Genomic DNA, 18,768 nt, shown 5'->3' on the forward strand with positions numbered 1-18,768 from the left:
TGAATTTAACAGCCTCAAAAATAACTGAACCGAAAGACACTGGCCTACGTAATGTATCAATATACCGTCTACTAGATAATCGATTAGAGAACCTGTTAGATAACGACTAATTTAGCAAATCTTATACAGCCAATGTAATCCCCCAGTAGTACCTTTTGGCTTATCCCTCACCCTGATAAGCCATTTTTTTACATTGTGCGTTATCTCGAAAATAGTACGCTAGTTATAATTAATGGGTTTATAATGACATCAATAAATAGACACAAAATTCGCCTGAATCAGGCCATAAAAACAACCATATTGGTTGCTGGTTTTATGTCCCTTATTAGCCAGCCCGCATGGAGTACAAGTGAGGAAAATATGCTATTTCACTTTACCGATGTAAGTCACTTTACAAAATGGAATATCAATAATGACACTGTAATGGGTGGCGTCTCACAAAGCCAAGTCAGCATTGATGGCCAACAAAACTTGCTATTATTTACGGGTTCGGTTTCATTAGAAAATAATGGTGGATTTGCGTCTACAGAATCAATATTAACATCTCAAATAACAACAGCATCATTACTGACCCTCGTCGTTAAAGGTGATGGAAAAACTTATCAAATTCGCCTAAAAACACCGAGTTTATCGAATGGTGAAGCCTATGTAGCTAATTTTACCACTCGTGTAGACACAATCACTCAACATGCTTTTACCGCCGCGGACTTTACTGTCAGCTTTAGAGGGCGATCGGTCGCAAATGCACCAGAACTACATTTTGAAGATATTGATAGAATTGGTTTTTTAGTCGCCCAAAAACAACAAGGCCCATTTGCAATTGAATTACACTCTATTCAATTCGACAGATAAGCATTAAGCATTAAGCATTAAGCATTAAGCAAGTAAGGGTATTCATTGAATTTACCAATGCAAATAAAAGGCATTATTTTTGACTTAGACGGCACCTTAGTTGAATCCAGTTTGGACTTTGATTTAATTCGTCAGCAAATTGGTTGTCCTCAAGCCATTGATCTACTTAAATACGTCGACAGTTTAAATTGCAAAACAACTCAAGCCAAAGCAAACCAAGTTATTCTTGATCATGAATACCAAGATGCAATAAATGCTAAACCCATTAAAGGCATGACAGAGTTAATTAATGCTATTGAAGTGGCTAAATTACCCACCGCCATAGTGACTCGTAATAGCCTTGCGGCTAGTGACATGAAGATTAAAAAAAATAATATTGCCATCGACCATGTGCTCACTAGAGAAGATTATCCAGCAAAACCCGCACCCGATGCACTACTGGCAATAGCCTCGCAATGGGAAATTGCCCCACAATATATTATGTATGTTGGCGATTACTTATACGACATTCAAGCGGCCAATAATGCTGGCATGATCGCCTGCTTAATTACCCATGGCATTGAAAACCGTTATCAAGCATTAGCAGATATTGTTATTGATGAGCTAAGTCAACTGCTGCCATTACTGACTCCAACTGAAAAGTGTTAGTCACATAAATCAAATAATAGTATGAGAACAATATGAACCGATTTCACCCAAAGAAATTACTCCACAGTAAATGGACTAAGATTGAGGTTATTAACAAGCTCAAACATTTTAGCATCATAAAAGTGGAATATGACGAGCAAAAAAATGTCATTGAATGCATTATTCGTGCAGAAATGAATACACAAGAGTTTGCAGTAGACTGGCACGATCTAAAAGATTCACAACAGTGGAAAATGGGCTGGCAATAAATGGAAACCAGCCGCCTAACTACAGCCCAAATCGGGTTGCTTCAAAACGATTTAACAACCGATGCACCAAATAACACAGCAATAATGTCGCCACTATCGCTACTAAAATGCTACTGATACGATATAAGGCACTAAACACTAAGTCATTGTTTGGGGTTAAATATTGGCCAAACAAGATTCCTAAGGTGGTCATGGCACCAAAGCCGACCCCGGAACCGCTAGCCTCTCTAACATGCACTTGGCTAAATAGCATTAAGCCTATCCATAACAGTGGTATCACAAAAATTAATAATCCAGACCAATCATACAGCAAGCCTTGGCCAACTAAGCCAAACGTCACCCCAAATAAAGTGCCAATAGCACGTTTTCGAGCATAGCCAAGCGCACCATTCCAATGCATCGGAAATAACAATAATAACGTAGTGGCTTGAGCCGACATAGAATCTCGTAAGTTAAACACCTGAAATACTAAAAATGATGCCGTTGCAATGGATGCTCCAAGCAACGCTTCGTGGCGCATTCGATTAGGTGCTTTAACTACTGCCGCCATCGATGCTCTGGGCTCAACATCTGGCCATAATGCAGTCACGGCGTAAGCAATGATGACTGAAGTAACCGTTGCCCAAAAGTTACTGAAAATAAGGTTGTTAATATCAACACTAGGATAACTGGCAAAGTGCAGCATAATACTTAAACTGATTACTCCGTTTGCACCGAATAGAAATAAATTGCCACGCGACATTGCCGCAAACCGATACAAAAAAAGTGCAAAAACAATGGGTAATATCATTCCTGGATGAGAGCCAAATAAACCACCAACAATACCGACTTCAATGCCTGCCATTACTGCCGATGCCAACAATTGTCGCATAGCATGGGCATTCATTACAGGCACCAAACCCAATAACAACATTGGCGTTACGGTAAAAAAGACTCCATTGCTCAAGTCGAAAAACTTACATATTGCAAACCCTAGCGTTGCGCCCGTTGCAATGCGTAAACATTGACGAAAATCATTTGCTGTCAAAGGGCTATGACGTAATAACATCTAAAATACCTACGGCGTTGGAGAAAAAACACACAAAACTAATATTAATATTTTGCTATAGAAGCAGATAAACAACAAAAAGGAAGTCATACATTATTACGGATTGGCAAAATGGTATTTAAATTTAATACCAATTAATCAACAACTAAACGCATATATTAATCATTCATTTAGTATATATAATGCAGCACACTCACAGCCTTGATTTGCAGCTTTGCAAGCAAACCAAGCAGAATACTATTTGGCACTAATTGCACGGTTGCACGCGCCCCAGCAGGCAATGTATTGATGGCTTGTTGATCAAGTTCAAGGTGTAAACGTAATCGCTGAGCATCACGCACCCAACGAACAGAATCCTGTGGTGAAGCTAAACGACCGTTAGCTTCAAATTGCCCAGCGCTAACGCCAGCATCTACGGTACTGACTTTAGCAGGATATAAACGCCCAGGTTGACCATCAAAGGTAATATAAGCCGTTGATTGCGGCTTTATGCCTCTTAGGCTTTTTTCTCTAAAGTCAGCAATAATATCCACTTTCTCTGATACTACGGCCAATAACGGCTGGCCAATTGTCGCAAAACTACCTACTTTCAGCTGTAAGTTAGTTACCACGCCACTTTGATCTGCACGAATTTGGGTATAAGACAGGTTTAACTCAGCTTGAGCTAAGTGGTTTTGAGCTTGGCGCACTTTTAAATTATCTTTACCATCACGTCCACGACTTACGGTTAATTTAACTAATCGGGCTTTAGCGGCAAGTAAATTTGCCTCCGCTGTTGCTGCATCACTTTCAGTTTGATCTTTTAACTGCTGAGATACGCCCCTAGTAGCATAAAGCGTATCGATACGGGTTGCTTCGCTGCGCTTTTGTTGGGAACTGCTTAGGTTGGCTTTTACATCTGCCTGAGCAGCTACAATGGCAGCATCCAGTTCCGCATTATCTTGTTCTGCCTGTTCTAAGGCTAATGTGGCTTGTTCAACGGCCAGCTCATATGAGGCTGAATCGATTTTAAATAATACATCCCCCTTAGCAACCACTTGGTTATTTTCAACCTCAATCGAAGCAATTTTACCGCTAACTTGTGGGGTTACTTTCGTCACCATTCGTGTCGCCATAGCTTGAGGCGTCATAGGGATAACGGCGTCGGCAAACATAAAATAACCAAATACCAGTACAAACATAATAATGGATATTTTAACGAGTCGAGCAAATTGTTGGTCTGGAGTCATATTATTTCTCATTCAGGGATTTTGTGGTCTGATTCAGTGTTCTTATGCAGCGCCGAGAGGGCGTTATCACTGATCAGACTAATGATACGTTCAAACTCACTTAATTCTTGGGTGCTAATGCCCGCCAATAAATCACGACGAACTGACATAATGCGACCTTCCATTTGTTTAAGCATGCCGAGACCTTCTGGGGTTAAACACACAATACGGGCACGCTTATCGGTCTCGCAGCAGCGGCGTTGTACATATCCTTGCTCTTCTAGCTGACTAAGGGTGCGCATTAGCGAAGGCAGTTCAATCTCTAAAGCATGAGCAAGCACCTTTTGGCTTACGTTGTCACCTAAACGTAATAGCTTCCATAATGCAGTCCAACGAGGATGAGTGAGACCAAGGGGGATTAATTCTGCATCCGCTGCAGTGCGCCATAAACGATGCAATCGCCCTAAGTTCTCAGCAAGAGAAAGTTCTTTTAATCGTTCTAATTCTTTATTCATAATGGATTGTCACTTACTTAGCATGCTAAGCATTATAACTACTTAGCACGCTAAGTAAATAGTAGCGCGTATAAACTTAACCATAAGCCGCAAATTAAACCAACTGCTTACTAGTTAACCCATGAAAAATCCTATAAATAAACTCCATATCAATTGCATAATTCGCTGTAAAAAAATCCTGAAAGATCAATACCCCTTAATAACTCAATAGTCGTGATAAACAACCATCGATATAAATGGCCAAGCCTATTATTTAATCGAATGTGATCAACGTCACGATAATAGATTGTTATTATGACACCACAGTCTAAATGACAACGCTAGCACACTGTCATTTAGACACTGTGATTTAAAAAGAAAAACAAATAACCCTTTAAATAACAATAACTTAAATATTTAAAAATAGTTGGCACGACTTATGTATTGTCAGATTAACTGTATCAAAATGACTTTGCGCTAAGAGGACTCATGAGCAAAAACAAACTTATCGGCATTGCACTACTCATCGTGCTAGTTGCTTCCTTCACTGTATTACTCAGTTTAGGCAGCGGCATATATCGAGAAAAACCGCCTATTCCAACGGCTTTTACTGACACCAGTGGCCAACCTATATTTACCAAAAATGATATTGAACAAGGTCAACTCGTTTGGCGTTCAATGGGTGGTCATCAGTTAGGATCAATTTGGGGACATGGTTCTTATGTTGCGCCAGACTGGACCGCTGATTGGTTACATCGTGAAGCTCAAGCTTGGTTGTCGATCACCGCAAACGATCGTTATAACCGCGATTTCACTGAACTCGATTCAGAACAGCAAGCCGGTTTAGAGAAAGGCTTGAGAGATGATATTCGCCATAACACAGTGGTCAAAGGTCCTGGGGATGAAACTCACGTCACACTGTCAAATACCCGAATTGCGGCAATCAATGAAGTGACTAAGCACTATTTATCCTTATTTGGTGATGATCCAGCATTGAGTTCATTACGTGAACAATATGCAATGAAGGAAGGCACGATTACTGATGCTGAACATCGTGAGTTGTTAAATGCTTTCCTCTTTTGGGGCGCATGGGCTGCTGTAACAGAACGCCCTGGATATGATTATACTTACACCAATAACTGGCCGTATGATCCACAAATTGGCAACGTACCCACTTCTGATAATATTGTTTGGTCAGTGTTAAGTCTTGTATCATTGCTTCTTGGTATTGGTATGTTGGCTTGGCATCACGCCACCTGCAAAGAAGAACCATTGCCAGAACCAGCTAAAGGTGACCCATTATTTTTTACTAAACCTACGCCATCACAAAAAGCGGTCGGAAAGTATTTTGTTACAGCAATAGGACTGTTTTTACTGCAAATATTAGTGGGTGGAATTACAGCGCATTACGCAGTTGAAGGCCAAGATTTTTATGGTTTACCATTATCTGAAATTCTGCCTTATTCAGTTACCCGAACTTGGCATACTCAGCTAGCCGTATTTTGGATTGCCACAGCATGGTTAGGCACAGGATTATATATTGCCCCTGCACTATCAGGGTACGAACCTAAGTATCAACGCTTAGGTGTAAACGTTCTTTGGGTTGCGTTAGTTGTTATCGTTCTGGGTTCTATGGCTGGTGAATGGATTGGGGTACAGCAATACTTTGACCTAGACATGAACTATTTATTCGGACATCAAGGATATGAGTACATTGATTTAGGACGTGTTTGGCAAATATTATTGTTTGTAGGCCTATTAATATGGACAGGGTTAATTACTGCAGCTATGCGCCCAGCATTAAAAGTTAATAGTGACATATTACCGGCAATTTGGATCCTGTATGCCTCTTGTGTGGCTATCGGTCTATTTTATGGTGCAGGCCTATTTATGGGTAAACACTCAAACCTCGCTATAGCTGAATACTGGCGCTGGTGGGTAGTGCACTTATGGGTAGAAGGCTTCTTTGAAACATTTGCAACTGCCGTTATCGCATTAATGTTAGTTCGTTTAGGCCTCATCCGTGCACGCAGTGCCAACGGAGCGGTATTGTTCACAACCGTGGTATTTTTAACTGGCGGCTTAATTGGCACTCTACATCACTTATACTTTACCGGTACCCAAACCTCAGTCATTGCTTGGGGAGCAATATTCTCAGCACTTGAAGTTGTGCCATTAGCATTAATTGGTTTTGAAGCAGTGGAAACCTATCGTTTACGTAAAGCAAGTCCGTGGATGGAGCGTTATCACTGGGTCATTATGTTCTTTGTGGCCACTTCTTTCTGGAACTTAATTGGTGCAGGTGTATTAGGTTTCTTAATTAACCCACCAATATCGCTCTATTTTATCCAAGGGTTAAACACTACAGCGACACATTCTCATGGTGCATTTATGGGCGTGTACGGTATGTTAGGCATAGGGCTAATGCTATTCTGTCTGCGTGGCTTAACAGGCGATATGCAATGGAACCATAAATACCTTAAAGGGGCATTCTGGACCTTAAATATTGGCTTAGCCGCAATGCTGTTTATGTCATTACTACCTGTTGGTATCGTGCAGTTTTTTGCGGTCATCGACCACGGTTATTGGTATGCCCGTTCTCCTGCAGTGATCCACAGCGACTTAGTGGAAAGCCTTGTATGGACGCGAATGTTTGGTGACATTATCTTCAGTATCGGTGGATTGTTGATGGCAGCGTTCTTATTTGACATCATCAAGAAAGCCATTGTTAGCAAAAGCGTTAAAGCAAAACAAGCGGCTGCACTAGCGTAATCTAATCGATAAACATGTGTTGATGAATATCACAAAGGGGCCTTCTGGCCCCTTTTGTGCAAACAATTTATCCTTTACCCTTGTTGTTATATTTACACTTGTCATAATGACACCACCTTGTTGTTAATTGGAGTTTGACATGCCATTAAGTCAAGCAGACTTAACTCGTATCGCACTTGATATCACCGCTAATTTATCTAATCGCGATCGCTTTTCGCGCTTATTAACCACGGTAAGAGAAAACCTCCATTGTGATGCTGCTGCTCTATTATCATTTCAAGGTCATCAATTTACCCCTTTGGCGATTGATGGATTGAGTGCTGATGTATTAGGACGCCGCTTTATACTGAGTGAACATCCGCGACTCGAAACCATTGCCCGAGCGGGTGATATTGTCCGTTTCCCTTCCGATAGCGAATTACCCGACCCTTACGATGGTTTAATCCCGAATGTAGATGGTGACTTAAAAGTGCATGCCTGCATCGGTTTACCATTATTCGCTAACGAGCAACTCATTGGTGCACTCACCATTGATGCTCTCGATCCACACAAGTTTGATCAATTTACTAATAGTGAACTACGCAGCTTTAGTGCCATTGCCGCTGCGTCATTAAACAATGCGTTACTGATTGATAAGCTTGAAAAACAAGCCAGCAACTTTACCATTCCAGAGACAAAAACATCAGGACTACTGGACCACGAAACAGAAATCATCGGTCAGGCCGATAATTTTTTAGCTCTGCTTAATGAAGTGAATGTGGTTGCGGCAACTGAACTCAATGTATTAATTTTAGGCGAAACAGGTACAGGTAAAGAACTCATTGCCAAAGAAATCCACCTGCATTCTGTCAGAGCAAAAAAGCCGTTGGTTTATTTAAATTGTGCTGCGTTGGCTGAATCTGTAGCTGAAAGTGAGCTCTTTGGTCATGTTAAAGGAGCTTTTACTGGGGCAATTAGCCACCGTAGTGGCAAATTTGAAATGGCTGATAAAGGCACCTTGTTTTTAGATGAGATTGGTGAACTCGCACTTAACTTACAAGCCAAGTTACTGCGAGTGTTGCAATACGGAGATTTACAGAAAGTCGGTGATGATCGCAGCTTAAAAGTCGATGTGCGCATTATTGCCGCAACCAATAAAGATCTCAAAAGCGAAGTATTAGCCGGACGATTTAGAGCCGATTTATACCATCGCTTAAGCGTGTTTCCCATTGTTGTACCACCATTGAGAGAACGCCGAGAAGATATTCATTTGTTAGCAGGCTTCTTTATCGAACGCTATCGTCAACAGTTGCACTTAACGCATTTAGCACTAGAGCCTTCATCACTGCAATTGCTTGAACAATATGATTGGCCTGGTAACGTACGAGAACTAGAACATGCCATCCATCGAGCTGCTGTATTAGCTAAATCACAAACCTCAAAAGAGGGTATGTGTCTGATAAAAAATAGCCATTTTGAATTTGCGCAGACCACAGACACCGTTGCCAGACAAAACAAAAAACCAACGATGAAACAATCTGCAACGTCTTTGCCACAAACAAGCTTACGCGATGCAACCGAGCATTTTCAAAGCCAGTTTATTCAACAAGCATTAGCCCAAACAGATGGTAATTGGGCCGCAACCGCACGTTATCTGCAAATCGACTCGGGTAATTTACATCGGCTTGCTAAACGCTTGGGATTAAAATAGCTAAAGTGAAAAAATTAGTTGAAATATTAGGCGCAATAAGTAACGATGCGCCCTAACCATCTGTACAAATAATCTGTACTAATTATCTGTACAAAATAGTCAAGTTTGGCAAGATATTGTAAGCTGACTAACATAACGCCTGTTTTAGGAATGATATAACCCTCATGATAAATTCGTTACGCTCTACTTTTATTGCAGCGACCGCTATTGTATTAAGTTTTTCGAGTGCTGCTGTTGAATATCGTCTACCTGCTGAAGGCAGTAATTTAGTTGGTGAAAACCAATATTACGTGGTTCCAGAAGGGAAACTCACCTTAGAACAAATTGCATCACAGTTTCAGCTCGGGTTGACTAATTTATTAGAAGCTAACCCTGGTGTTGACCCATTTTTGCCAAAATCAGGTAGCACTTTATTGATCCCTCACCAGTTAATTTTACCGGATACTAAGCGTGAAGGCGTGGTGATTAACTCGGCTGAAATGCGTTTGTATTATTATCCAAAGGGTAAAAATATTGTCGAAGTATTGCCTATTGGTATTGGCCAAATAGGAAAAGACACCCCTGAAAATTGGGTGACTCAAGTATATCGTAAACGCGCAAATCCAACGTGGACACCTACAGTTAACATTCGCAAATCTTACGCGGCTAAAGGGATAACATTACCAGCAGTATGGCCAGCTGGTGCTGATAACCCTATGGGTTTGTTCGCACTTTATGTAGGCAATTTATACGCTGTTCATGGTACTAACGCCACGTTCGGCATAGGGTTACGAGTAAGTTCTGGTTGTGTTCGTTTACGCGATGAAGATATCAAACATTTATTTGAGACCGTACCAGTTGGCACTCGAGTTGAGTTTATCAATAAACCTATCAAGGCCACTGAAGAACCTGATGGCAATCGTTATTTAGAAGTCCATGAGCCACTCTCACGCAACCAAGCAGAATTTGAATCAACAGAGCCAGTGCCATTATCATTCGATAAAAACACCACTCGTTTTGTTGCTCACCCAGACACTGATTCATTTACATTAAAGCGCTTGCTTGAACAACGTTCTGGCATGCCAACTCGCATTAATCCATAACAATATTGTTATGCTTGGATTGCTTCAAACATAACAAAAATGGCTTGGTTAATTCAGTAAATACTGTAATTAACCAAGCCATTTTTTGATCTGATTTTATCAATAAATTAATGTTTATCCGGCGTCGTGTTCGTCAACTGATTCTATTCAACATCATCACTTATATTCTGGTTATCACCCAAAACTTCACTGGTTTGTGCTAATGCATCTAAATCTTCCATCGCCACGTTAACATCACTTTGACCTGCATTAAGTAATTCTTCGGCTTGCTCTGCAAATGAAGCCTGTTGATCCATTTCCTGCAATAATGCGGCGGCATTTTTTTCAGTCACCGTCAATGCTGATAATGGGTATTGCGCAGCGCTTGTTTGATTTATCTCAGCAGATGTTTCTTGAGCACGGTTTAACGCCGAACTGATTGTGGGTTGAACAACGACCCCTGTGATAACGACAATAATAGCTACCGCCAAATAACTCAGTTTGCGAGTCAATATTGGCAGTTTTGTATGCGACGTCGATGTAACATCGTCTTGTGATAAAAATCGTTCATTGTTTATTTGCGGTAATCCTGATGATTCAGGCCCTTTAGTGCGCATACCGATAAATTGTCCACCACCGTAAATTTCCATCAGATGACTCGACACCTCACCATCAACAATACCCGAGCTGGTAATGATCAATTTTTTACAATGCAATTTGCCTTTAAATACCCCTGAGACTAGCATCTCTTGACAAAAAACCTCACCTTCAACATTACCACTTAGCTCTATGTTAACTTGATCAGTTGAACTGATTTTACCTTTAGTTTGGCCCGCTATCACTGCTGGACCTTGGATCTCCATATCACCATTTAATGACATATCGACGCCAATATAGGTCATGCCCCCTTTTTTTTTCATTATAGGCCCTTGTTAAAATTAATACTCAGAGTTTATGGTTAGAATAAATCGCTGTTACATTTTATCCTAAATAATAAAATGACACTCACAGTAATAAAACGACACTCATAGAAGAAACTGAAAAAAATTTATTGCTCAGATAAAAGCTCACAGCATAATAATATCTAAAAACACTAAAACTTGATTTACACACGGCAAGATCATTATAAATTGAAATTTTGAATCAATCATGATCAAATCAAAGAATAATATCTTGGATAATAAGGAGCCTCTAGGCTTATTTATGTGGAGATGTAGGCCGATGCAAAACCTTCTTAATGGATCTGCTTTATTAAAACATTAGTGACCAAAGCATTTACAATCTATTAGCTGAAAAGAATGAAAGCCTATCATATTTTCACCGTTTTATGGCCATGATCCACCAGCAATTAAATCAAACATCGGGGATACGTGATCCTTTAACTCACATTGGTAAGCAGATTGCAGCTAAATATTCTATTATTTGTTTTGATGAATTTTTTGTTACTGACATCGGTGATGCCATCTTACTTGGGCGATTATTTGACACTTTATTTAAGTCCAATGTTACCTTAGTCGCAACCTCAAATGTACCTATTATCGACTTGTATAAAAACGGTTTACAACGCGATCGTTTTTTACCTACTATCGATCTGCTTCAACAATATACCCAAACCATTCATTTGAACGGCCAGATTGATCACCGTTTACACGCTAATACTACAAACTTAACGACAACAGCACCTAGGCCTTGGCTAAAACTACCTTCATCAATAACGCCTAAAGCAGTATTTGAACTATTATGTCAGCAATACCCGCAGAAAAAGTCGAATATAATAAACCAATCTAATTCGATAGAGATTTGTCAGCGTGATGTTGCCATTGAAAGTCAATATGGTCAGCTTGCTTGGTTTGAATTTTCAGCCCTATGCCAAGGACCTCGTTCAGCGTTAGATTATATCGAACTGGCAGGACAGTTTAGTCATATATTACTCAGTAATGTGCCGACTTTAGGCGGTGAAGTTCGCAGTTGGATTAAAGCTAGAGGTACTGAGGATGGCGCAATGGCCACTACGACTGGTGAACGACAACTGGCATATGCAAGTGAAGACGATCCTACCCGACGCTTTATTAGTTTAGTGGATGAGCTATACGACCAAAAAGTGATGTTAATTCTCAACAGCCACTGCCGTTTAGAAGAGTTGTATATTGATGGGTCATTACAATTTGAGTTTAGGCGTACTTATAGTCGCCTTGTTGAAATGCAACAATGGGCGTAAACAAGCCTGCAGCACTGAGGTGATCGGCACTGATCAGGCTAATATAAGTATAAGCGTAAATTTACTGAGCTTGATAATTTTCAATATCATTAAAACGACGTAAAAAATTGTCTAGCGCGTCATTGGTCGGATATTCAAACTGATACTTGTTGTGAAAAAATACCGTTAAGCTAGCCTGAGCATCAGACAAGCTAATGGTATAACCGTCATGATCGGTTTGCGCACTCATACCGCACAGCCAATAATCATGATCCAAATGGCCGTCATCATCACTTTCTATGGCGCGCTTCTCGCCATATTGAGTGATTTTATTAAACACTTTTAACGCCCGGTGAATATCAATTTCATTTTTCATATCATGATGCTCTACTGTTAATATTTTATGTGTTCATCCAAAGATACTATACGCCGATTGCACTTAATAGATCAGCATAATATTACTCAATAAAATAATACCGTATTACAGTCTATTTCACTTAAATAATTTCCCTTTGTTAACACAACAAGGCAAAATCGCGATACTTTATAACAGACAGAAGCTATAACATGCCTGATATTGTCATTGCCTTTTTTGCTCTTGGTTTGCTTGCCGGATTGATTAAGTCAGATTTAAAAGTTCCTAAAGCCACCTACGAAACCTTGTCTATCTTACTCATGTTGACACTAGGACTTAAAGGCGGAATGGCACTCCATGGTGAAACCAGTCATTTAGCTATCACAGAATTGTTGTCTGTTATCGCACTGGGATTTATTATTCCACTGAGTTTGTACCCACTACTACGTAAACTCATCAAACTCCCCCAAAAGGAAGCTATTAGTATTGCAGCCCATTATGGCTCAGTCAGTGCGGGCACATTTGCGGTAGTGATGACGATGGTAGAACAGTCTCAATGGCCTTTGCGACCTGAAACAACCTTGTATTTAGTGTTACTCGAACTACCCGCTATTATTATCATGTTGTGGCTACATCGTTATCTTCAAGCAAAAGTCACTGGCAATAGTGAGCACGCTTCAACTGGCAGCGTGTTACACGAGGCTCTAACAAGTCGCGGTGTAGTGCTACTCAGTGGTGGGGCTATCATAGGTTGGCTTTATGGCACCAGTGGCATGGCACCATTAACCCCCATGTTACTAGGCGGTTTTAAAACCTTGTTAGCATTGTTCTTATTAGAAATGGGTATCAGTACCGCAAAAGTTTGTTTCCCTATCCCATACAAACAGTGGCGATTATTGTTATTTGCAGCACTCATTCCATTTGTACTGGCTTGGGCGGGTATTGGTTTGGGAATGTTACTTGATTTACCCTCTGGCAGCATTTTAGTGCTTGCGGGACTCACTGCGAGTGCATCTTATATCGCAGCACCTGCAGCAATTAAAGCCGCCATTCCAGATGCAAATATCGGTTTGGCCATGTTGGCGTCACTCGGAATAACATTTCCGATTAACGTATTAATTGGTTTACCAATATATCAGTGGTGGATAGAGCAAATACTCAGCTAAATAGTGAATAATCATCTTGAAAATAGATGACATACATCGAATCTCAGATCGGACTTAACCTACTGATGTGTTGAATTAAATAAATTCAACACATCAGTAAACATTTCACTAACTAACAGTGTTTAAATGAACCCAGTTAAACCGCTAAAATCTCATTATAAATTTCAATAACGCTATCAGTTTTTGGTTGCACACTTTGTACCGGTAATTTGCTGGGCAACTGTTGCAATGTCAACTCATGGCTCTCGTCTCGCAGCCAACAGTAAGTTTGGGTTAAATGTTGGGCCTGCATTATTGGCAACAATTCTAATTCGGCTAACACTTCAAAAATACGCACGTTATCAGACCAAATGGTTAACTCATGATATTCATGGGCATAAGCTAACACTAAATATTGTGCAATAAATTCAATATCAGCAATCCCACCGGCACTCTGTTTTAAATCAAATAGTCCTGGGTTTACATTCAGTAAATGTTCACGCATTTTAATCCGCATGTCTCTGACATCTTTGGCGAGTTCGACTTTATTACGTTCTTTTTGCAATATTTGCGCACGTAATTCACTAAAACGTCCTGCCAGCGAATAATCACCAAATACAAAACGAGCACGCACTAAAGCTTGATGTTCCCACGTCCACGCTTCTTGTTGTAAATAGGTGCCAAAGTGTTCAATTTCACTCACCAACAAACCAGAAGCTCCGGACGGACGTAAACGCATGTCCACTTCATATAACTCACCAGACGTTGTACGGGTGGCAAATAAATGCACCACACGCTGAGCAAGCTTCAAATAAAAATGACTATTATCGATAGGGCGTTCACCATCGGTGGTACCTGAGCCTGTATGCCCGTGTAAAAAAACCAAATCTAAATCAGAACCATACCCCAGCTCAATACCACCAAGTTTACCGTAACCAATTACCGCAAACCCCATATTGCTAGGACTCGTCCCCTCAGGAATACCATGGCGAGATGCAGTCTGATGCCAAGCTTGTAGCACCACTTGTTCGATAATGGCTTCGGCTAAAAAGGTTAAATGATCACTTACCTGCATCACAGGTAACACGCCCGTCACATCTGCAGCAGCAATCTTAAGCTGCTGAGACAATTTAAACTGCCGCAGTGCTTCCATTTGCTGTTCCATGTCATCTTCTGGCACGCGTAATAAGTACTGGCGTAGCTCACTAGGGTAATCATCAATAGAAGTAATGTCATACAGCTGCGATGGATCAATTAACTCATCCAACAACATCGGAAAGTTTGCCAGTTCACGGGCAATCCATGGACTTGCACAACATAAACTGACTAATTGTTGCCTCGCGCCCGGATTTTCACATAAAAGCTCTAAATAAGTTGTTCGAGTTAAGATTTTATCCAGTACTTTAGCAACAGGCCTAAACGCTTGGCTTGGTTTGGTTTGGCCAACAAGCTCTTCGAGGAGTTTAGGCATTAACTTATCTAAAGTTTCACGCCCTCGTGGCCCAATAGAACGTTTTGATACAGTTTTATGCCACTCACTTAATAGCGGCCATAATTCGATATCATCGATTTGTTGCTCTTGCAGTAATGCGTTAGCGTCTTCATCTTGCTGCACATTCCAAAATAAAGAAGTCCAATGATCATTGTTTTCATGGCTATCATCACCACCAACGGTGTCATTAAAGTGACCATGAATAGTGGCCATTGCCGAATTGATTCTGTCGCGAAGTTCAGCTTCGTTGTCAACGTCTAATGGATAACATAAACGTTGCCAATCAAGTTCATTGTTAGGCAAGGTTTGTGTTTGTTTATCGTCAATGGCTTGTAATAAATTTTCAACTCGACGCAATAGAATGTAACTGTGCTTAAGTTCATCAACGGCTAAATATTCCAATTGACCTAAGCTGTACAAGGTATCAATGGCACCGAATAAACTCTGCTGACGCAATGCAGGCTCTCGTCCGCCACGAATAAGCTGAAAACTTTGCACCACGAATTCGACTTCGCGGATCCCGCCAGCGCCAAGTTTAATATTGTCCGTTAAATGCCGACGCCTAACCTCTTGCGCGATCAGTTGCTTCATTTTACGCAGTGATTCAATGGCAGAAAAATCAATATAACGACGATAAACAAACGGCCGTAATAGATCATGTAATTCGTCACAATAGCCAGACCAAGAGCCAAGCACACGCGCCTTGACCATGGCATAACGTTCCCAATCACGACCTTGCTCTTGGTAATAGTCTTCTAAACCACTAAAGCTGACCACCAAAGGACCACTTTCACCATATGGACGTAAGCGCATGTCAACACGGAATACAAATCCATCAACCGTCACTTGGTCGAGTAAATTAACCAAACGCTGACCCATGCGAATAAAGAATTGTTGGTTGTCTTGAGTTCGTCGACCGCCGACGGTTTCACCATGCTCAGGAAAGGTAAAAATCAAATCGATATCAGATGAAAAATTAAGTTCACGTCCGCCTAACTTTCCCATACCTAAAATCAATAAAGGTTGTGGCTTACCTTCAGCGCTCGTCGGTGTGCCGTATTGCTGACTCATGTCTTGATATAACCAATCTCGCCCAGCAATCACTAATGCTTCAGCCAATGCAGATAAGTCGAGCAGAGATTCTTCAACTGGGGTGTAATTTAAAAAATCCCGCCACGCTAAACGAACCATTTGCAGATTACGATAACGTCTTAAAGCTGATTTAACTTGCTCTTCTTGAGTCAACTCTTGCAATAATGCATGTAACTCAAGGTCAAACTCACTGCGCACCACATCATCCAACAAGCCATTAAATAGCTGAACAATCCATTCAGGATGCCGACAAAGTTGCTCGCCCATGTAGTCACTCAAGCTAAACACGATCTTTAACTCTTGTTGTTGCATGACTGTCAGTGCCGTTGTAGCTTCCGGCCAAACGTCACAGAGTCTTAACCAGTAACGATCTGCGCTGTCTAGCATGGCTACAGATAATACCTTGTCACCTTGGTTTTGCATGGCAATAATGACCCCTAAAGAAAATGAGTGTTGGACATATTATGTCAAGAGTGATATATCTATCGATTAGTCTAATGATCAGATTAATATCATTGACACTAAGATTACTATAACCTGTGTCATATTGAATTAGCACATGAAAAATCTACATTTTGGAGAAAACATGGTAGGTCACCTCCCCCGTGTACTCACATTGATGACGGTATTGATTGTCGCACTAACCCTTAGCGGTTGTGGTGACGAGAGGCCGGAACAAATTGCTCAGTACCAACAACTGACCCAACAACGCCTTAATCTGTTGGCTAGTTCGCTCAACGATAACCAGTTACGTAATGCCACTTTACTCAAACAATACACCAGTATTTTGGCTAAACGCCAACCTGACTTAACGCCATTATTGGAAGAGTTGGCTAAAGATGCCAGCACTGAAGGTCCAATGTTTCAGTCGTTAACTCGTCGTTATAAAGACTTAAGTAACAGCACGAACTTTATTGATTTAGATCAGCAATTAGCCGAAGCACAGAATGTGTATCAAGCGGCTGACACCAGTTTATATAACGATATGTTATCTGATCCAGTTAACGTAGTTGCAGACATGTCTAAAGGGCAACTTGCTCGTGTTAACGCAATTAGCCGTGAAGCTGAAGCGCTAGCAAATGGTACTGATGGCAGTGGCGCCGGTAGCCAGCTTGTGGGTAATCCGGCATATGGTAGCTGGCAAAATAACTCAAGCGGTACGTCCATCTGGGCTTGGTATGGCATGTATGCGATGTTTTCTAATTTCACCCGCCCTATAGGGTACGACCGTTGGTCTGGAAACCGTGGTTACAGTTATTATAATGATGTGGGACGCTACCGTTACACTTCACCAAAGCAAGCGACTTCACAAGCCAAAACCTTTGAACAAACCAAGAAACGCTTTAACAGCCAAGGGAAACGTTTTGATAGCCCTTATGCTAAAACACGAACCGGTTCGACTAGCTTATCACGTCAAAGTGCTAGTACTCCCAAAGCCAGCAGTACCACTCAGAGCGCGAGTCGAAAATTCCGTTCGAGCTATTCAAAAGACAGCAGTTTCCGTAACTCAAGCAGCCGCACTAGTCGCGGTGTTCGCCGTGGAAAATAGGTAAGGACTCACCATGACATTTTTTCAAGAATATGGGTTAACTCAAGATCTGGCGATTATTCTAGCCATTGATTTAACCATCGCTATCGTTTTACTGGCGCTAATGCGTTACTTGCAGGGCTGGAGCATTAAAGTCAACAGCAGTGCCGAACTCGCTGAGCGTGACAATTTTGCATTTGGTATTAGTACCGCTGGTGCTGTTGCGGCATTAGGTATTGTGCTCACGGGTGCTATTACCGGCGAAGCAGCACCATCGTATTTAACCGAAGCCATCGGTATGTCGGCTTACGGCTTATTTGGTTTAGTGTTAATCAAATTAGGCCGATTTTTGCATGATAAAATCGCTTTAAATGAATTTGCTAAAAATGCTGAAATCCTTAAAGGTAATGTGTCTGTTGCCGTAGTAGATGCCGCAGCAGCTATAGCCACAGCCATTATTATCCGCGCTGTATTAATGTGGGCCGAAGATATTACCCTAGATACCTTCATTGCCATTTTTAGTGCCTTTCTAATCTCACAACTCATGCTAGTGATACTCACTCGATTACGAGAAAAACGTTATGCTCAACGTAATCAAGGTGCCTCAATGCAACAAGCATTAACCCAAGGTCAAACGGCATTAGCATTACGTCACAGTGGTTACATGATAGCCATGGCGTTAAGTTTTTAATGCAGCAAGTCATTTCATTGTTTATAACCCAACCGCCCATCTAAGCAACATTCTTGGTTGGTGTGTATTTTCATTGATCATGCTGGCAGTGTTATCGCTATTAATAACGCTAGTGAAAAAACTGGTGTTAGCGGGTATCAATCTTGCTGAAGAAGTTGAAAAGCAACAAAACATTGGTATTGCTGCTGTAGAAATGGCGATTAGTATTGCCGTTGCCCTTATTCTCACGGCGCTAATGGCTTAATTT

15 protein-coding genes and 1 pseudogene are annotated in these 18,768 nt (G+C 41.1%); 10 read left to right on the plus strand and 6 right to left on the minus strand.

Annotated elements, in window-relative coordinates; all coding sequences use genetic code 11:
- Window positions 1–243 precede the first annotated feature (243 nt).
- From FH971_RS16870 to FH971_RS16880, 3 genes are read left to right on the plus strand one after another with little or no spacing between them, the layout of a single operon-like run.
- Window positions 244–852: a CIA30 family protein gene (locus tag FH971_RS16870; RefSeq protein ID WP_140235097.1), complete on the plus strand. Its 609-nt coding sequence runs from the start codon at window positions 244–246 to the stop codon at window positions 850–852.
- A gap of 45 nt (window positions 853–897) precedes the next feature.
- Window positions 898–1,500 (plus strand): HAD family hydrolase, encoded by a 603-nt coding sequence (locus FH971_RS16875; protein WP_140235098.1) that lies wholly within the window; start codon window positions 898–900, stop codon window positions 1,498–1,500.
- 32 nt (window positions 1,501–1,532) lie between these two features.
- Window positions 1,533–1,748 (plus strand): TIGR02450 family Trp-rich protein, encoded by a 216-nt coding sequence (locus FH971_RS16880; protein WP_137225585.1) that lies wholly within the window; start codon window positions 1,533–1,535, stop codon window positions 1,746–1,748.
- A 19-nt stretch (window positions 1,749–1,767) separates the two neighbouring features.
- On the opposite strand, the gene FH971_RS16885 is transcribed toward FH971_RS16880, so the two are convergent.
- From FH971_RS16885 to slyA, 3 genes are all read right to left on the minus strand, one after another.
- Entirely contained in the window at window positions 1,768–2,796 is a 1,029-nt protein-coding gene (locus tag FH971_RS16885) for a DUF2955 domain-containing protein (protein WP_140235099.1), read from the minus strand.
- A gap of 170 nt (window positions 2,797–2,966) precedes the next feature.
- A complete protein-coding gene (locus FH971_RS16890; protein ID WP_140235100.1) occupies window positions 2,967–4,025 on the minus strand; it encodes an HlyD family secretion protein in 1,059 nt (352 codons plus the stop codon).
- 8 nt (window positions 4,026–4,033) lie between these two features.
- On the minus strand, window positions 4,034–4,519 hold the full coding sequence (gene slyA, locus FH971_RS16895; RefSeq protein ID WP_137225577.1) for a transcriptional regulator SlyA: 486 nt from the start codon (window positions 4,517–4,519) through the stop codon (window positions 4,034–4,036).
- A gap of 468 nt (window positions 4,520–4,987) precedes the next feature.
- Between slyA and FH971_RS16900 the strand changes: the two genes are divergently transcribed.
- From FH971_RS16900 to FH971_RS16910, 3 genes are all read left to right on the plus strand, one after another.
- Window positions 4,988–7,270, plus strand: a complete 2,283-nt coding sequence (locus FH971_RS16900) for a nitric-oxide reductase large subunit (RefSeq protein WP_140235101.1) — start codon at window positions 4,988–4,990, stop codon at window positions 7,268–7,270.
- A gap of 139 nt (window positions 7,271–7,409) precedes the next feature.
- On the plus strand, window positions 7,410–8,960 hold the full coding sequence (gene norR / locus FH971_RS16905; protein ID WP_140235102.1) for a nitric oxide reductase transcriptional regulator NorR: 1,551 nt from the start codon (window positions 7,410–7,412) through the stop codon (window positions 8,958–8,960).
- A gap of 167 nt (window positions 8,961–9,127) precedes the next feature.
- Complete coding sequence (locus FH971_RS16910; protein WP_167496116.1) at window positions 9,128–10,042, plus strand: L,D-transpeptidase family protein; 915 nt, start codon at window positions 9,128–9,130, stop codon at window positions 10,040–10,042.
- A gap of 143 nt (window positions 10,043–10,185) precedes the next feature.
- On the opposite strand, the gene FH971_RS16915 is transcribed toward FH971_RS16910, so the two are convergent.
- The gene (locus tag FH971_RS16915) at window positions 10,186–10,941 is read right to left on the minus strand and encodes a polymer-forming cytoskeletal protein (RefSeq protein WP_140235103.1); all 756 of its coding nucleotides are present in this window, start codon (window positions 10,939–10,941) and stop codon (window positions 10,186–10,188) included.
- Between the two features lie 413 nt (window positions 10,942–11,354).
- Between FH971_RS16915 and zapE the strand changes: the two genes are divergently transcribed.
- Window positions 11,355–12,239 (plus strand): cell division protein ZapE, encoded by an 885-nt coding sequence (gene zapE / locus FH971_RS16920; protein WP_240778383.1) that lies wholly within the window; start codon window positions 11,355–11,357, stop codon window positions 12,237–12,239.
- 61 nt (window positions 12,240–12,300) lie between these two features.
- Here the strand turns inward: zapE and FH971_RS16925 are convergent, their stop codons facing one another.
- Window positions 12,301–12,594, minus strand: a complete 294-nt coding sequence (locus tag FH971_RS16925) for a DUF3081 family protein (RefSeq protein WP_137225565.1) — start codon at window positions 12,592–12,594, stop codon at window positions 12,301–12,303.
- A 191-nt stretch (window positions 12,595–12,785) separates the two neighbouring features.
- Between FH971_RS16925 and FH971_RS16930 the strand changes: the two genes are divergently transcribed.
- Entirely contained in the window at window positions 12,786–13,739 is a 954-nt protein-coding gene (locus FH971_RS16930) for a sodium-dependent bicarbonate transport family permease (protein WP_140235104.1), read from the plus strand.
- 136 nt (window positions 13,740–13,875) lie between these two features.
- Here the strand turns inward: FH971_RS16930 and glnE are convergent, their stop codons facing one another.
- Entirely contained in the window at window positions 13,876–16,725 is a 2,850-nt protein-coding gene (gene glnE / locus FH971_RS16935; protein WP_167496048.1) for a bifunctional [glutamate--ammonia ligase]-adenylyl-L-tyrosine phosphorylase/[glutamate--ammonia-ligase] adenylyltransferase, read from the minus strand.
- 163 nt (window positions 16,726–16,888) lie between these two features.
- On the opposite strand from glnE, the gene FH971_RS16940 reads away from it, so the two are divergent.
- Both FH971_RS16940 and FH971_RS16945 read left to right on the plus strand, forming a co-directional pair.
- Window positions 16,889–17,851 carry a hypothetical protein gene (locus FH971_RS16940; RefSeq protein WP_140235635.1) on the plus strand — a complete coding sequence of 321 codons (963 nt, stop codon included), beginning with the start codon at window positions 16,889–16,891 and terminating at the stop codon, window positions 17,849–17,851.
- Between the two features lie 13 nt (window positions 17,852–17,864).
- A pseudogene (locus tag FH971_RS16945) lies at window positions 17,865–18,765 on the plus strand (DUF350 domain-containing protein).
- Window positions 18,766–18,768 lie beyond the last annotated feature (3 nt).

It is taken from the genome of Shewanella polaris, from assembly GCF_006385555.1.
Taxonomy (GTDB): Bacteria; Pseudomonadota; Gammaproteobacteria; order Enterobacterales; family Shewanellaceae; genus Shewanella; species Shewanella polaris.

Coding starts and splice junctions, on each gene's coding strand:
- FH971_RS16870 (WP_140235097.1), top strand. CDS start 244: ATGACATCAATAAATAGACACAAAATTCGCCTGAATCAGGCCATAAAA.
- FH971_RS16880 (WP_137225585.1), top strand. CDS start 1,533: ATGAACCGATTTCACCCAAAGAAATTACTCCACAGTAAATGGACTAAG.
- FH971_RS16885 (WP_140235099.1), bottom strand. CDS start 2,796: ATGTTATTACGTCATAGCCCTTTGACAGCAAATGATTTTCGTCAATGT.
- FH971_RS16890 (WP_140235100.1), bottom strand. CDS start 4,025: ATGACTCCAGACCAACAATTTGCTCGACTCGTTAAAATATCCATTATT.
- slyA (WP_137225577.1), bottom strand. CDS start 4,519: ATGAATAAAGAATTAGAACGATTAAAAGAACTTTCTCTTGCTGAGAAC.
- FH971_RS16900 (WP_140235101.1), top strand. CDS start 4,988: ATGAGCAAAAACAAACTTATCGGCATTGCACTACTCATCGTGCTAGTT.
- norR (WP_140235102.1), top strand. CDS start 7,410: ATGCCATTAAGTCAAGCAGACTTAACTCGTATCGCACTTGATATCACC.
- FH971_RS16915 (WP_140235103.1), bottom strand. CDS start 10,941: ATGAAAAAAAAAGGGGGCATGACCTATATTGGCGTCGATATGTCATTA.
- zapE (WP_240778383.1), top strand. CDS start 11,355: ATGATCCACCAGCAATTAAATCAAACATCGGGGATACGTGATCCTTTA.
- FH971_RS16925 (WP_137225565.1), bottom strand. CDS start 12,594: ATGAAAAATGAAATTGATATTCACCGGGCGTTAAAAGTGTTTAATAAA.
- FH971_RS16930 (WP_140235104.1), top strand. CDS start 12,786: ATGCCTGATATTGTCATTGCCTTTTTTGCTCTTGGTTTGCTTGCCGGA.
- glnE (WP_167496048.1), bottom strand. CDS start 16,725: ATGCAAAACCAAGGTGACAAGGTATTATCTGTAGCCATGCTAGACAGC.
- FH971_RS16940 (WP_140235635.1), top strand. CDS start 16,889: ATGGTAGGTCACCTCCCCCGTGTACTCACATTGATGACGGTATTGATT.